The sequence below is a fragment of the Mixta mediterraneensis genome, assembly GCF_014946725.1.
GTDB classification, from domain to species: Bacteria; Pseudomonadota; Gammaproteobacteria; order Enterobacterales; family Enterobacteriaceae; genus Pantoea; species Pantoea mediterraneensis.
In genome coordinates this window covers 427,966-442,035 of record NZ_JACFXY010000001.1, presented here as the reverse complement: position 1 = coordinate 442,035, position 14,070 = coordinate 427,966, and the positions used below count along the sequence as shown (strand labels likewise).

At 49.5% G+C, this 14,070-nt stretch carries 12 protein-coding genes; 6 read left to right on the top strand and 6 right to left on the bottom strand.

Features of this window, described 5'->3' with window-relative positions:
• Nucleotides 1-6: 6 nt before the first annotated feature.
• From H2P46_RS02245 to H2P46_RS02220, 6 genes are all read right to left on the bottom strand, one after another.
• Nucleotides 7-336, bottom strand: coding sequence for a cytochrome o ubiquinol oxidase subunit IV (locus tag H2P46_RS02245; protein ID WP_193403596.1), 330 nt, complete (start codon nucleotides 334-336; stop codon nucleotides 7-9).
• Nucleotides 336-953, bottom strand: coding sequence for a cytochrome o ubiquinol oxidase subunit III (locus H2P46_RS02240; RefSeq protein ID WP_193403595.1), 618 nt, complete (start codon nucleotides 951-953; stop codon nucleotides 336-338). Before H2P46_RS02240 ends, H2P46_RS02245 begins: the two co-directional genes overlap by 1 nt.
• On the bottom strand, nucleotides 953-2,935 hold the full coding sequence (cyoB, locus tag H2P46_RS02235; RefSeq protein WP_193403594.1) for a cytochrome o ubiquinol oxidase subunit I: 1,983 nt from the start codon (nucleotides 2,933-2,935) through the stop codon (nucleotides 953-955). The genes H2P46_RS02240 and cyoB overlap by 1 nt, the downstream gene beginning before the upstream one ends.
• A 4-nt stretch (nucleotides 2,936-2,939) precedes the next feature.
• A complete protein-coding gene (gene cyoA, locus H2P46_RS02230; RefSeq protein WP_193403593.1) occupies nucleotides 2,940-3,866 on the bottom strand; it encodes a cytochrome o ubiquinol oxidase subunit II in 927 nt (308 codons plus the stop codon).
• A gap of 446 nt (nucleotides 3,867-4,312) precedes the next feature.
• Nucleotides 4,313-5,803: a muropeptide MFS transporter AmpG gene (gene ampG / locus H2P46_RS02225; RefSeq protein ID WP_193403592.1), complete on the bottom strand. Its 1,491-nt coding sequence runs from the start codon at nucleotides 5,801-5,803 to the stop codon at nucleotides 4,313-4,315.
• A 51-nt stretch (nucleotides 5,804-5,854) separates the two neighbouring features.
• Nucleotides 5,855-6,433, bottom strand: coding sequence for a lipoprotein (locus H2P46_RS02220; RefSeq protein ID WP_193403591.1), 579 nt, complete (start codon nucleotides 6,431-6,433; stop codon nucleotides 5,855-5,857).
• Between the two features lie 271 nt (nucleotides 6,434-6,704).
• On the opposite strand from H2P46_RS02220, the gene bolA reads away from it, so the two are divergent.
• The 6 genes from bolA (at nucleotide 6,705) to hupB (ending at nucleotide 14,013) form a co-directional block, all read left to right on the top strand.
• Nucleotides 6,705-7,019: a transcriptional regulator BolA gene (bolA, locus tag H2P46_RS02215; RefSeq protein WP_193403590.1), complete on the top strand. Its 315-nt coding sequence runs from the start codon at nucleotides 6,705-6,707 to the stop codon at nucleotides 7,017-7,019.
• Between the two features lie 294 nt (nucleotides 7,020-7,313).
• Nucleotides 7,314-8,618: a trigger factor gene (gene tig, locus H2P46_RS02210; RefSeq protein WP_193403589.1), complete on the top strand. Its 1,305-nt coding sequence runs from the start codon at nucleotides 7,314-7,316 to the stop codon at nucleotides 8,616-8,618.
• 335 nt (nucleotides 8,619-8,953) lie between these two features.
• Nucleotides 8,954-9,577 carry an ATP-dependent Clp endopeptidase proteolytic subunit ClpP gene (gene clpP / locus H2P46_RS02205; RefSeq protein WP_193403588.1) on the top strand — a complete coding sequence of 208 codons (624 nt, stop codon included), beginning with the start codon at nucleotides 8,954-8,956 and terminating at the stop codon, nucleotides 9,575-9,577.
• A gap of 134 nt (nucleotides 9,578-9,711) precedes the next feature.
• Entirely contained in the window at nucleotides 9,712-10,983 is a 1,272-nt protein-coding gene (gene clpX / locus H2P46_RS02200) for an ATP-dependent protease ATP-binding subunit ClpX (RefSeq protein ID WP_193403587.1), read from the top strand.
• A gap of 188 nt (nucleotides 10,984-11,171) precedes the next feature.
• Nucleotides 11,172-13,526 (top strand): endopeptidase La, encoded by a 2,355-nt coding sequence (gene lon / locus H2P46_RS02195; RefSeq protein WP_193403586.1) that lies wholly within the window; start codon nucleotides 11,172-11,174, stop codon nucleotides 13,524-13,526.
• Between the two features lie 214 nt (nucleotides 13,527-13,740).
• Entirely contained in the window at nucleotides 13,741-14,013 is a 273-nt protein-coding gene (hupB, locus tag H2P46_RS02190) for a nucleoid-associated protein HU-beta (protein ID WP_193403585.1), read from the top strand.
• Nucleotides 14,014-14,070: the final 57 nt, after the last annotated feature.

The window sequence follows — 14,070 nt, the reverse complement described above, 5'->3', positions numbered from 1 at the left end:
GACTCTTTAGTGGGCCATCATGTTGTAGTTGAGGTTCCACATAATCCACAGCGAGCCTACAACGACAATCAGGATAATGATTGCCGAGAACACAATGGCCACCATGTTCCAGCCACCCTCAGACTTGCTGTCCAGGTGCAGGAAGTACACCAGGTGAACCAGCACCTGGACGATTGCACACACCAGAACTACACCGAGAATGGTACCGTGAGATGCACTGCCATCCATTACCATCCAGAACGGAATACCGGTCAGGATAATAGAAAGGATGAAACCGATCATGTATGACTTCACGCTACCGTGTGACGCGCCATGTTCGTTAACAGAATGACTCATTACATGGCTCCCATCAGATAAACAACGGTAAATACGCAAATCCAAACCACGTCCAGGAAGTGCCAGAACAGGCTCAGACACATGATACGGGTGCGGTTAGTGGCGCTCAGACCGCGTTTGGAAATCTGGAACATCAGTACCAGCATCCAAATCAGACCAGAGGTCACGTGCAGACCGTGCGTGCCGACCAGCGTAAAGAATCCAGACAGGAAGCCGCTGCGGTTCGGGCCAAACCCTTCTTCAATCAGGTGATGGAATTCAAAGATTTCCATCCCGATAAAGCCGAGGCCGAACAGGAAGGTTAACGCCAGCCAACCGATAACGGCGCCTTTGTTTTCCTTATTCATTGAGATAACAGCCATGCCGTAAGTGATGGAACTTAACAGCAGCAGGGCGGTTTCTACCAGAACAAACGGCAGTTCAAAGATGTCTTTACCTGCCGGACCACCGGCAGTGTTGTTGACCATAACTGCATAGGTTGCAAACAGCGTTGCGAAAATAATGCAGTCACTCATCAGGTAGATCCAGAAACCAAAGACTTTATTGGCTCCTGTATCGTGATGCCCATGCTCCGCATGGGCGTCGTGGTGGTTTTTAATCACAGTTTCAGTTGACATTATTTCAGACCTGCTTTGCTGACTTCGTCAAAGTGCTGCTTCTCAATCTTCTGGACTTCGGCAACCGGTACGTAGTAATCCACGTCTTCGTCGAAGCTCTTCACGATCCAGGTAACGATCATGCCGAGGAAAGAAAGCCCCACCAGCCACCAGATATGCCAGATCAGCGCGAAACCAAAGATGGTACCGAAGGCAGCGATAACAATCGCAGCGCCGCTGTTTTTCGGCATATGAATTTCTTCATATTTCTCCGGTTGTGTGTACGCTTCGCCTTTCTCTTTCATTTCCCAGAAAGCGTCGCGCTCATGCACGTGCGGAATAACAGCAAAGTTATAGAACGGTGGTGGAGAAGAAGTTGACCACTCCAGCGTACGACCGCCCCATGGGTCACCGGTCAGATCGCGGTTCTGATCGCGATCGCGCACAGAGACGTAGAACATTGTCAGCTGGCAAATAATACCCAGTGCAATCAGTCCAGCACCACATGCAGCAACAACCAGCAGCGGATGGAACTGTGGATCGATGCCCTGGCTGATACGACGGGTCATACCCATGAAGCCCAGTGCGTACAGCGGCATAAAGGCAACGAAGAAGCCGATAATCCAGAACCAGAAAGCGCGCTTACCCCAGGTTTCGTTCAGGGTGAAGCCGAACGCTTTCGGGAACCAGTAGGTCACACCCGCCATACACCCGAACCCCACACCGCCGATAATTACGTTATGGAAGTGCGCAATCAGGAACAGGCTGTTATGCAGAATGAAGTCAGCGCCCGGAACGGCCAGCAGAACGCCGGTCATACCACCCACAGAGAAGGTGACCAGGAAGCCAACCGTCCACAACATGGCAGAGTGCATCTCAATGCGGCCCTGATACATAGTGAACAGCCAGTTAAAGATTTTAACCCCGGTCGGAATAGCGATGATCATCGTCATGATACCGAAGAAGGCGTTAACGTTAGCGCCTGCACCCATGGTGAAGAAGTGGTGCAGCCAAACGATAAACGACAAAACGGTAATGGCGATGGTTGCCCAAACCAGCGAGGTATAACCAAACAGACGCTTCTTCGAGAAAGTTGCAGTGACTTCTGCAAACACACCGAAGACCGGCAGAACCAGGATATACACTTCCGGATGACCCCAAACCCAGATCAGGTTGACGTACATCATCATGTTACCGCCCATATCATTGGTAAAGAAATGGAAGCCGAGGTAACGATCAAGTGTCAACAGCGCCAGCGTAACGGTCAGTACCGGGAACGCAGCGATGATCAGGACGTTGGTGCAAAGTGCAGTCCAGGTAAAGACGGGCATTTTGAACAGGCTCATGCCTGGAGCGCGCATCTTCAGAATGGTCACGAAGAAGTTAATACCGGTTAAGGTCGTACCAATACCGGATAGCTGGAGACTCCAGATCCAGTAATCGACCCCGACCCCAGGACTGTACTCCGCGCCGGAAAGGGGTGGATAAGCCAGCCAACCCGTCTGTGCAAACTCGCCCACACCCAGCGACAGGTTAACCAGAATCACACCGATTGCGGTAAACCAGAAGCTCAGGTTGTTGAGGAATGGGAACGCAACGTCGCGCGCACCAATCTGCAACGGAACGGCGATGTTCATCAGACCGACCACGAAAGGCATCGCTACGAAGAAGATCATAATCACGCCGTGCGCGGTAAAGATTTGATCGTAGTGATGCGGCGGTAGGACACCGGCTTCACCAGCCGAAGCCATCACCTGTTGAGTACGCATCATGATTGCATCAGCAAAGCCACGCAACAGCATGACGAATGCCATGATGACATACATGATACCCAGTCGTTTGTGGTCGATAGACGTCAGCCATTCAGACCAGAGATATTGCCATTTACCAAAATAGGTAATGGCCGCAATCAGCGCCAGACCACCTAAGATGATACCGGCGACCGTAACCATGATAATCGGTTCATGATACGGCACTGCATCCAGTGTTAATTTTCCGAACATCGTATTATTCCTCGGCTCCCGCGGAAGCGGCGTGACTCATGTCCATGCCTTCGTGCTCAGGCATGTCCATTTTCCCGTGGCTCATCTTAAACTTGTCAATGACTTGCAAGAACAGGTCTGGATTCGCTGTAGAGAAATATTCCACCGGATGGTTTTCGCTTGGCACAGCCACTTTCTCGAAATCATCCATAGTCGTCAGCGTGTTAGGGGCTGCTTTAACTTTGGCGACCCACTGCTGGAATTCCGCCTCGTTTTGGGTTGCAATGGCTTTAAACTTCATACCAGAGAAACCGCGACCACTAAAGTTCGAAGAGATACCGTCGAAAATTCCCGGTTCGTTGGCAATCAGGTGCAATTTAGTCTGCATGCCAGCCATTGCGTAGATCTGACTTCCGAGCGTCGGAATAAAGAAGGAGTTCATGACGGAGTTAGACGTGATTTTAAAGCTCACTGGCGTGTTTGCCGGGAAGGCAATCTGGTTCACGGTTGCAATACCCTGTTCCGGGTAGATGAACAGCCATTTCCAGTCCAGCGCGACCACATCGATCTCAATCGGTTTCACATCGGACTGCAGCGGTTTGCTGGGCTCGAGTGAGTGAGTTGATTTCCAGGTCAATACGCTAAGGAAGAGAATGATGAGGATTGGAATGGTCCAAACCACAGCTTCCACTTTATTAGAGTGTGACCAGTTAGGGCTATACTTCGCATTAGTGTTGGAAGCCCGATATTTCCAGGCAAACACCACCGCCATCAAGATTGCGGGAATAACGACGATCAACATCAGGCCGAAGGCGGTCAGTATCAGCGAACGTTGCTCCAGTGCAACCTGTCCCTTGGGATTTAACAATGCACTATTACAGCCACTCATTAATAAAGTGCCTGCAATTAATGACAAAATCCCCAAACTTTTATTGTATTTCCTGAGTCTCATTTAACGACCTCAATGACAAAGGGCTCTATTGTCGTTTAAGTGTGCGCGCATTTTACGGGAAGGTTTAGATAGTGTAAACCAGCTTAAGGATGTGTCAGAGGTATGTTGACACCTTTTGCTAAGGGGGTCACAGATGTTACTTAAGGTGATAAATTATTAACGCAGACAAGTAGTTGGCTCTAATATAACAAAAGATGATGGAGGTATCCGTAAAAAAAACAGGGAAAGGAATAACCCTTACTTTTACCTCTCAATTATTTAACAAATACGCATCATTTTATAGACCAAAAAGAAACAATGTAATTGCGGCCGGTTTTTTAATATTCCTGATGAGTATTAATTTTCTCATCTCTTGCCTGTATTAAAAAAATAACACGCATGTGTAAAATAGCACATTCGCCATTTTTGATGAAAATTAAGCCAGTGAAGTCAGAAATGATTATTTCTTAACGTAACGCGGCCTCACTAATGGATGATTTTTTCATCGCCCGGCAATCCAGCACCACACCACACAATACACCCAGTAAAATTAGGGCAATACCAGGCTCAAACAGATGCGATAAAAGGTGCGGTACAAGCTGCAAACCTGCCGCTTTTAGTGCCAGTGCTACCAGCCAAACCGCTAACAGCAGGCAACCCGTGGAAAACAAACGGCGCGCCCAGCGATACCCATTTCGATACCCGCTGCGCGGTAAAAATTCGCCGCTATGCTGCATCGCATCCAGCGTTTGACGGCAAAATGCTAACAGCAGCAAGCCAGGCAGGGCAGCTAAAACGGTGAAGGCATAAAACGTCGGCCAGCCCCAAAGCTCCACTAACCAACCTGCCGCCGGACCCACATAAACACGGCCTACAGCCGATAGCGCTGACAACAGCGCAAACTGAGTCGCTGAGAAAGATTTATTACACAGCGTCATCAGCAATGCGACAAAGGCTGACGTTCCCATGCCGCCGCATAAGTTCTCAACGAACACTGCACTGGCCATGCTCCACAAATGTTGATCGGTTATTGCCAGTAACCAGTAGCCGAAGTTGGACACCGCCTGCAGTAGCCCAAAAATCATCAGCGCACGAAACAAGCTGAGACGCTGCATCACTACTCCGCCGTATAAGGCGCCAGCGATAGTGGCCGTCAGGCCAAGCGTTTTGTTGACTAAACCAACATCACCGGCGTTAAAACCAACGCCGCGAATGAGAAACGTCGTCGTCAGCGAGGCAGCAAAGGCATCGCCGAGCTTATAAAGAATAATCAGCGTAATCAGCAGCCAGGCATTATTACGTTGAAAGAAATCGTTTAGTGGATCAACGACGGCCTGACGCAAAGAGTGTGGCGTTGAGATACGCGTGTCAGGCTCTTTGGCAATAAAGGTGGCGATAATGCCAGGCAGCATCATGAGCGCCATCAACCAGTAGGTCATTTGCCAGCCTAAATAACGGTCAGCCAGCCACAGCGCCAGCCCGCCGGAAATCAGCATCGCCAGGCGATAGCCCAGAACGGTGATTGCCGCGCCGCTGCCGCGTTCTTCTGCGGGTAAAATGTCGGTTTTCCAGGCGTCAAAAACAATATCTTGCGAAGCCGAACAGAAGGCGACCAGCATCGCCAGCGCGGCCATTAAGGTTAAGTCGCGGCTCGGCTGCATAAAACCCATGGCCACGATACCGGCAATTAACGCCAGTTGTGTCACCAGCAACCAGCCGCGTCGACGGCCCAGGAATGGCGGCGTGTAGCGATCCATCATCGGCGACCAGAGAAATTTAAAGACGTAAGCCTGACCAACCAGCGAGAAAAAACCGATTGTTTTCAGATCAACATTTTCGACCGTCATCCATGCCTGTAACGTGCCTGCGGTTAACGCCAGCGGCAGACCGGAGGCGAATCCGAGCAGCAACAACACGGCGGCATTTCGTTGGGTAAAGATGCGGAGATAGTGATTCATGCTGACCTTAAGGCGTTGCCCGGCGATAAGCCGGGCAGGGGAAGAACAGAATTAATGCGAATTTTGCTTGATGAAACTATTCACGCTGGTGTCCTGGGCCATATCGGCGATGACATCACTCATGGTGGCGTTAACGGCATTGGTGATCTTCTGGTTCGTTGCGCTGAAGGCACCCTCTACACTATAGGTTTGACGATAATTTTTAACCTGCTTGTTACCGTTTTTGGCTGTAGCGATGATCGAGATGTCCGCTTTAGTGGTGATGCTGTAGCGCACACTGCCTTGCGTTACGTCGGCGTAGAGATTGTTTACAACGATTTGCAGGTCAACGACCCCGTTTGGACCAACCATATAACCGCGTGCGGTCATTTGCTTCTCCAGCACTTCCTGTAGCAGGAAACGCAGGTCACGTGAAGGCGTTAAGGTGACGAGCTGGCCATCACGATTCACTTTTGCCAGGGCTTGATCGCTGCGCTGATCGGCACCATTAATACTTACTGTGACGCCCATCAGGCTTGGATCTTGCTGTGGCAACTGAATCTTTGGTTGAATAGTTAATGTATTATTACTGGAGGCACAGCCGGCCAAAATAAACGCAGCCAGCAGCGGGAATAACAGTTTTTTCAACATACTTGTTCTCATTAGCATAGTGGGTTGGATTGCAAAAACTGTCGCCATCATAGCATTGCGCGGCAGTGAAAAAAGCCCCGGTCAGCGGGAAGTTGATTGTAAAGGCTTTTTTCATTGTGTCTGATTATTATGCCCATTTGTTCTGGACACAAGCTACGTTAAGATGCCGCTGTTAACGGGAATATTTCCGCGCTTCGCTACAAAAAGCGTCGAAAAACCTACTAATATTTAAACAGATGGGGCACAGCGCTCGCCATTGAGGAATAAAACAATGATTCGCGAACAAATAGAAGAAAAGCTGCGCCTGGCCTTCGAGCCGGCTCATCTGGAAGTACACGATGAAAGTTATCGACACAATGTCCCTGCCGGCTCCGAAAGCCATTTCAAGGTGGTGATCGTCAGCGACTGTTTTACGGGGCAACGTTTTCTGGCTCGCCACCGTGTCATTTACAGTGAACTGGCGGCGGAACTGGCGGGTAGCGTTCATGCGTTAGCATTACATACTTACACAGTTAAAGAGTGGGAAGGTTTACAAGACACTGTGCTTGCTTCACCGAACTGTCACGGAGCCGGAACCCTCGCTTAATTCCTTCTTAATAAAAACGGCCTGCGGGTCGTTTTTCTTTTCGGTTTAGACATAAACGCGATCTCCAGCGCAAAAAAGCAGCAAACCTGATAAAAAGTGGTGAGTTAGCAGCCTCGACTCACCTCAGCGATGTCGCTATAATGCTGCGTCTATTTTTCCGTAATGTCTTCGGGATGCTTTTGGTAACAGGGACTAGGTACTCTTCACGGAAGCCGTCCCGGTTGTTAGATACGGTGCATTTTACAATGTGTAGTGTCTGAAGTTGACCGAGCACGTGATTTTTGAGGTAACAAGATGCAAGTTTCAGTAGAAACCACCCAAGGCCTGGGCCGTCGCATTACGATCACTGTCGCTGCTGACAGCATCGAAAGCGCCGTAAAAAAAGAACTGGTTGATGTGGCAAAAAAAGTCCGTATCGATGGTTTTCGTAAAGGCAAAGTGCCAATGAACATCGTGGCACAGCGCTACGGTGCGTCTGTACGTCAGGATGTGCTGGGCGATCTGATGACGCGCAACTTCGTTGATGCCATCATTAAAGAAAAAATCAATCCAGCTGGCGCGCCTAACTACGTGCCGGGTGAATATAAAGAAGGCCAGGATTTCACCTACTCGGTTGAATTTGAAGTATACCCGGAAGTTGAACTGAAAGGCCTGGAAAACATCGAAGTTGAAAAACCGCTGGTTGAAGTGACCGACGCTGATGTTGATACCATGCTGGACACCCTGCGTAAGCAGCAGGCTAACTGGATCGAAACAGAAGCTGCCGCAGAAGCTGAAGATCGCGCAACCATCGATTTCACCGGTTCTGTTGACGGCGAAGAGTTCGAAGGCGGCAAGGCGTCTGACTTTGTGCTGGCGATGGGCCAGGGCCGCATGATCCCTGGTTTCGAAGAAAGCGTTGTGGGCCACAAAGCGGGCGAAACGTTCACCATTGACGTGAAATTCCCGGATGATTACCACGCTGAAAACCTGAAAGGTAAAGAGGCGAAGTTCGAGATCGTGCTGAAGAAAGTTGAAACGCGCGAACTGCCGGAACTGACTGAAGAGTTCATCAAGCGTTTCGGCGTTGAAGATGGTTCGGTTGCTGGTCTGCGTACTGAAGTACGTAAAAATATGGATCGTGAGCTGAAAGGTGCAATCCGTAACCGCATTAAGAGCCAGGCCATTGATGGCTTAGTTGATGCCAACGAAATCGACGTACCCGCTGCGCTGATCGACAGCGAAATTGATGTTCTGCGTCGTCAGGCTGCCCAGCGTTTTGGTGGCAACGAGCAGCAAGCGCTGGAACTGCCACGCGAACTGTTTGAAGAACAAGCAAAACGCCGTGTTGTTGTTGGCCTGCTGTTAGGCGAAGTGATCCGTACTCATGAGCTGAAAGCTGATGAAGCACGCGTAAACACGCTGATCGAAGAAATGGCATCTGCTTACGAAGATCCACAGGAAGTGATCGAGTTCTACAGCAAAAATAATGAGCTGATGAACAATATGCGCAACGTTGCGCTGGAAGAGCAAGCGGTTGAAGCGGTTCTGGCGAAAGCCAAAGTGACCGAAAAAGCCACTAACTTCCAGGATCTGATGAATCAGACTCAAACAGCCTGATTTCAGATTTAACCGGACGTGCTAAACCCGTGGCTGTAAAGTCGCGGGTTTTTTGTTTTTAGCGATTGAGCGCACAGAGTTTATCGCTATTTGTCTAATTAACCGGCAAATTATTCGCGCATTGCTTTTTCCGGGTTAGCGATTAAGGAAAAGGTTGTTATGCTTGAAACAACTGGGCAGCATCCCCAGATTGAGGGAGTATGCAAATAAAACAGTTGAGCTGGCTGATTAACCGTCCTGAAGGTGTCGGAAAGAGACGGAGCATCGTTTTCCCTGCTCGTCTTACGTAAAATCGGTACAGAATGTTGCCAATGAAATTTAATCAGGAGACGGTAATGTCATACAGTGGCGATCGTGAATTTACTGCACCGCAAAATGCGCTGGTGCCAATGGTGGTCGAGCAAACCTCGCGTGGCGAGCGCTCCTACGACATCTATTCCCGTCTGCTCAAAGAGCGTGTGATTTTTTTGACCGGCCAGGTTGAAGACCATATGGCGAACCTGATTGTTGCGCAGATGCTGTTTCTGGAAGCAGAGAACCCAGAAAAAGATATCTACCTGTATATCAACTCTCCGGGTGGCGTTATTACCGCTGGCATGTCAATTTATGACACCATGAAGTTTATCAAGCCGGACGTCAGTACCATTTGTATGGGTCAGGCGTGCTCAATGGGGGCCTTTCTGCTGACGGCAGGGACAAAAGGTAAACGCTTCTGTCTGCCAAATTCACGCGTCATGATTCACCAGCCCTTAGGTGGGTATCAGGGCCAGGCAACGGATATTGAAATTCATGCGCGTGAAATTCTTAAAGTAAAACAGCGCATGAATGAGCTGATGGCAGAGCACACCGGCAAATCGCTGGAACAAATTGAGCGCGATACTGAGCGTGACCGTTTCCTCTCAGCGAGTGAAGCGGTAGAGTATGGATTAGTCGATTCTATTCTGACGCATCGCCAATAAGACCCAACTTACCCTTATCCTTACGCTATAGTTATCAGGATAACGGTTATATTATGGGTTGAATGAATTTCGGCCGTGACTACACGGCCAGCGCCGTACGCCGGTATGGCCTGAGAACTAGAAGAGGTTAACTGATGACAGATAAGCGCAAAGACGGTTCAGGAAAGTTGCTGTACTGCTCTTTTTGCGGCAAAAGCCAGCATGAAGTCCGTAAGCTGATTGCCGGGCCGTCAGTGTATATCTGCGATGAGTGTGTTGATCTGTGTAACGACATCATTCGCGAAGAGATTAAAGAAGTCGCCCCGCATCGCGAACGTAGCGCATTGCCTACGCCGCATGAAATCCGCCGTCACCTCGACGATTACGTTATCGGTCAGGAAAGGGCGAAAAAAGTGCTGGCTGTGGCGGTGTATAACCACTACAAACGTCTGCGTAACGGTGACACCAGCAACGGCATTGAGTTGGGTAAAAGTAACATTCTACTGATTGGTCCAACCGGTAGCGGTAAAACGCTGTTGGCGGAAACCCTGGCGCGTCTGCTTGATGTGCCATTTACCATGGCCGATGCAACGATCCTGACAGAGGCCGGGTATGTGGGTGAAGATGTTGAGAACATCATCCAGAAACTGCTGCAGAAATGTGATTTCGATGTGCAAAAAGCCCAGCGCGGTATTGTCTACATTGATGAAATCGACAAAATTTCACGGAAGTCTGACAATCCATCTATCACGCGTGACGTGTCCGGCGAGGGTGTCCAGCAGGCTTTGCTTAAGCTGATTGAAGGCACTGTCGCTGCGGTGCCACCGCAAGGTGGTCGTAAACACCCACAGCAGGAGTTTTTGCAGGTTGATACCTCAAAGATTCTGTTTATCTGTGGCGGTGCGTTCACAGGGCTGGATAAAGTGGTTTCACAGCGTGTAGAAACCGGATCAGGCATCGGTTTTGGCGCAACGGTGAAAGGCAAATCGCAGAAAGCAACCGAAGGCGAACTCCTGGCTCAATGTGAACCAGAGGATTTGATCAAGTTCGGTCTGATTCCTGAGTTTATTGGTCGTTTGCCGGTTGTTGCTACGCTGAGCGAATTGAGCGAAGAAGCGTTGATTCAGATTCTGCGTGAGCCGAAAAATGCATTAACTAAACAGTACCAGTCGCTGTTTAACCTGGAAGGCGTTGAGCTGGAATTCCGTGACGAGGCGTTAACCGCTATCGCTAAAAAAGCGATGTCGCGTAAAACCGGCGCACGTGGTCTGCGTTCCATCGTTGAAGGGGCTTTGCTGGAAACCATGTATGACCTGCCTTCAATGGATGACGTTGAAAAAGTGGTCATTGATGAGTCAGTTATTGAGGGGCAGTCAGACCCGATGCTGATTTATGGTAAGCACGAAGCCCAGGCTTCTGGTGAATAAATAAACAATCCGTCCACGTTGTTATCTTAAAAAAGGGGAAAATTCTTTCCCCTTTTGTTTTTCTCGCCTCCGTGACGTTGAATGTCGGACGATCAACCCCATATACTCAGATACCTGTGGGTAATTGCATACTTCCTGCATGATGCGGTTCCCATCACCTGGCGGACACTAAACTAAGAGAGAGCTCTATGAATCCTGAGCGTTCTGAACGCATTGAAATCCCCGTGTTGCCGCTGCGCGACGTGGTGGTTTATCCGCACATGGTAATTCCGTTGTTTGTCGGTCGGGAAAAATCGATTCGGTGCCTTGAAGCCGCAATGGATCATGATAAGAAGATCATGCTGGTCGCGCAGAAAGAGGCTTCAACGGATGAACCTGGCATTAACGATCTCTTTTCGGTAGGGACCGTTGCATCTGTTTTGCAGATGCTGAAGCTGCCTGATGGCACGGTTAAAGTATTAGTCGAAGGTTTACAGCGTGCGCACATCACGACGCTGGCAGACAATGGCGATCATTTTGTTGCTCAGGCTGAATATCTGGCTTCGCCAGAAATTGAAGAGCGTGAGCAAGAAGTTCTGGTACGCACGGCGATCAACCAGTTTGAAGGCTATATCAAACTCAATAAAAAGATCCCGCCTGAAGTCCTTACTTCTCTAAACAATATTGACGATGCGGCCCGTCTTGCTGATACCGTCGCTGCGCATATGCCACTGAAATTAGCGGATAAACAATCAGTGCTGGAGATGTCAGACGTGAACGAGCGTCTGGAATATCTGATGGCAATGATGGAATCTGAAATCGATCTGTTACAGGTTGAGAAGCGCATTCGCAACCGTGTTAAAAAGCAGATGGAAAAAAGCCAGCGTGAGTATTATCTGAATGAGCAAATGAAAGCCATACAGAAAGAGCTGGGCGAAATGGATGACGCGCCAGACGAGTACGAAGCGCAGAAGCGTAAAATTGATACAGCAAAAATGCCGGAAGAAGCGCGTGAAAAAGCGGAAGCTGAACTGCAAAAGCTGAAAATGATGTCACCGATGTCAGCCGAAGCGACCGTTGTGCGTGGCTATATCGACTGGATGGTTCAGGTTCCCTGGAACGCACGCAGCAAAGTGAAAAAAGACCTGCGTAAAGCCCAGGAAACGCTGGACATCGATCATTACGGCCTTGAGCGTGTGAAAGATCGCATCCTTGAATACCTTGCAGTGCAAAGCCGTGTTAGCAAAATCAAAGGGCCAATTTTGTGTTTGGTTGGACCACCGGGGGTAGGTAAAACCTCACTGGGCCAGTCGATAGCAAAAGCAACCGGCCGTAAATATGTACGCATGGCATTGGGCGGCGTACGTGATGAAGCAGAGATTCGTGGGCACCGTCGTACTTACATCGGTTCAATGCCGGGTAAATTGATCCAGAAAATGGCGAAAGTTGGGGTGAAAAACCCGCTATTCCTGCTGGATGAAATCGATAAAATGTCCTCGGATATGCGTGGTGATCCCGCCTCCGCACTGCTGGAAGTCCTTGATCCAGAACAGAACATTGCGTTTAACGATCATTATCTGGAAGTTGATTACGATCTTTCAGACGTTATGTTTGTGGCAACATCGAACTCAATGAACATTCCGGCGCCTTTACTGGACCGTATGGAAGTGATTCGTCTGTCGGGTTATACCGAAGATGAAAAACTTAACATTGCCAAACAGCATTTGCTGCCGAAACAAATTGAACGTAACGCTTTAAAAGCAAACGAAATTACCGTTGAAGACAGCGCTATCGTTGGCATTATTCGTTACTACACGCGTGAAGCCGGTGTGCGTAGCCTTGAGCGCGAATTATCAAAGCTTTGCCGTAAAGCAGTGAAATCGCTATTAATGGATAAAGCCACGAAGCACATCACCATTGATGGTGAGAACCTGAAGGATTTCCTCGGGGTACAGCGCTTCGATTATGGTCGTGCTGACAGCGAAAATCGGGTTGGTCAGGTAACGGGTCTGGCATGGACAGAAGTAGGCGGCGATCTGCTGACGATTGAAACTGCCTGCGTACCGGGCAAAGGTAAGCTGACCTACACCGGTTCGCTGGGTGAAGTTATGCAGGAATCCATTCAGGCAGCCTTAACGGTGGTGCGAGCGCGCGCAGAAAAACTGGGAATCAACGGCGACTTCTATGAGAAACGTGACATTCACGTTCACGTACCTGAAGGCGCGACACCGAAAGATGGCCCGAGCGCCGGTATCGCTATGTGCACCGCACTGGTTTCTTGTCTGACCGGCAACCCGGTGCGTGCTGATGTCGCGATGACGGGTGAAATCACATTGCGTGGACAGGTGCTCCCTATTGGCGGCCTGAAAGAAAAACTGCTGGCAGCGCACCGCGGCGGCATTAAAACTGTGCTGATCCCGGATGACAATAAGCGCGACCTGGAAGAGATCCCGCAAAACGTCATTGCCGATCTGGATATTCATCCGGTGAAACGTATTGAAGAAGTGCTTAACCTGGCACTGGAAAATGCGCCTTATGGTATGCAGGTCGCAACCGCGAAATAGTGATTAACGGCAAAAACCGTTAAAAAGCAGAGCTGGCAAGGCAATTGGCGCTTGCCAGCTTTTTTTTGTGCCGCTACTTTAGGTGGTTGCAGGAGCAACGTTCTAAGAGAATTACCGTTGTTTCGGCTCAACAGGCTTGATATAACTTGCTGCGCGTTCGTACCCGGCGGGAAGCACGGATACGAAGTGAAATAATAAAGAGGGGATGAAGAGAGTGAATAAGTCACAATTGATCAACAAAATTGCTGCGGACGCTGATATTTCTAAAGCAGCAGCGGGACGTGTTTTAGATGCATTCATGGGTTCTGTTTCTGACGCGCTGAAAGGCGGCGATGAAGTGGCGCTGGTTGGTTTCGGAACCTTCTCTGTGCGCGAGCGTGCTGCACGTACCGGTCGCAACCCGCAAACGGGTAAAGAAATCACCATTCCAGCAGGTAAAGTACCGGGTTTCCGTGCGGGTAAGGCATTGAAAGACGCGGTCAATTAATGTTAACGAATCCATTCATTGAAGCATTTTCTTCAGTGGATTAGAGGACGGTTAACG

Coding starts and splice junctions, on each gene's coding strand:
- H2P46_RS02245 (WP_193403596.1), bottom strand. CDS start 336: ATGAGTCATTCTGTTAACGAACATGGCGCGTCACACGGTAGCGTGAAG.
- ampG (WP_193403592.1), bottom strand. CDS start 5,803: ATGAATCACTATCTCCGCATCTTTACCCAACGAAATGCCGCCGTGTTG.
- bolA (WP_193403590.1), top strand. CDS start 6,705: ATGATTCGCGAACAAATAGAAGAAAAGCTGCGCCTGGCCTTCGAGCCG.
- lon (WP_193403586.1), top strand. CDS start 11,172: ATGAATCCTGAGCGTTCTGAACGCATTGAAATCCCCGTGTTGCCGCTG.
- cyoA (WP_193403593.1), bottom strand. CDS start 3,866: ATGAGACTCAGGAAATACAATAAAAGTTTGGGGATTTTGTCATTAATT.
- clpX (WP_193403587.1), top strand. CDS start 9,712: ATGACAGATAAGCGCAAAGACGGTTCAGGAAAGTTGCTGTACTGCTCT.
- tig (WP_193403589.1), top strand. CDS start 7,314: ATGCAAGTTTCAGTAGAAACCACCCAAGGCCTGGGCCGTCGCATTACG.
- cyoB (WP_193403594.1), bottom strand. CDS start 2,935: ATGTTCGGAAAATTAACACTGGATGCAGTGCCGTATCATGAACCGATT.
- H2P46_RS02220 (WP_193403591.1), bottom strand. CDS start 6,433: ATGTTGAAAAAACTGTTATTCCCGCTGCTGGCTGCGTTTATTTTGGCC.
- H2P46_RS02240 (WP_193403595.1), bottom strand. CDS start 953: ATGTCAACTGAAACTGTGATTAAAAACCACCACGACGCCCATGCGGAG.
- clpP (WP_193403588.1), top strand. CDS start 8,954: ATGTCATACAGTGGCGATCGTGAATTTACTGCACCGCAAAATGCGCTG.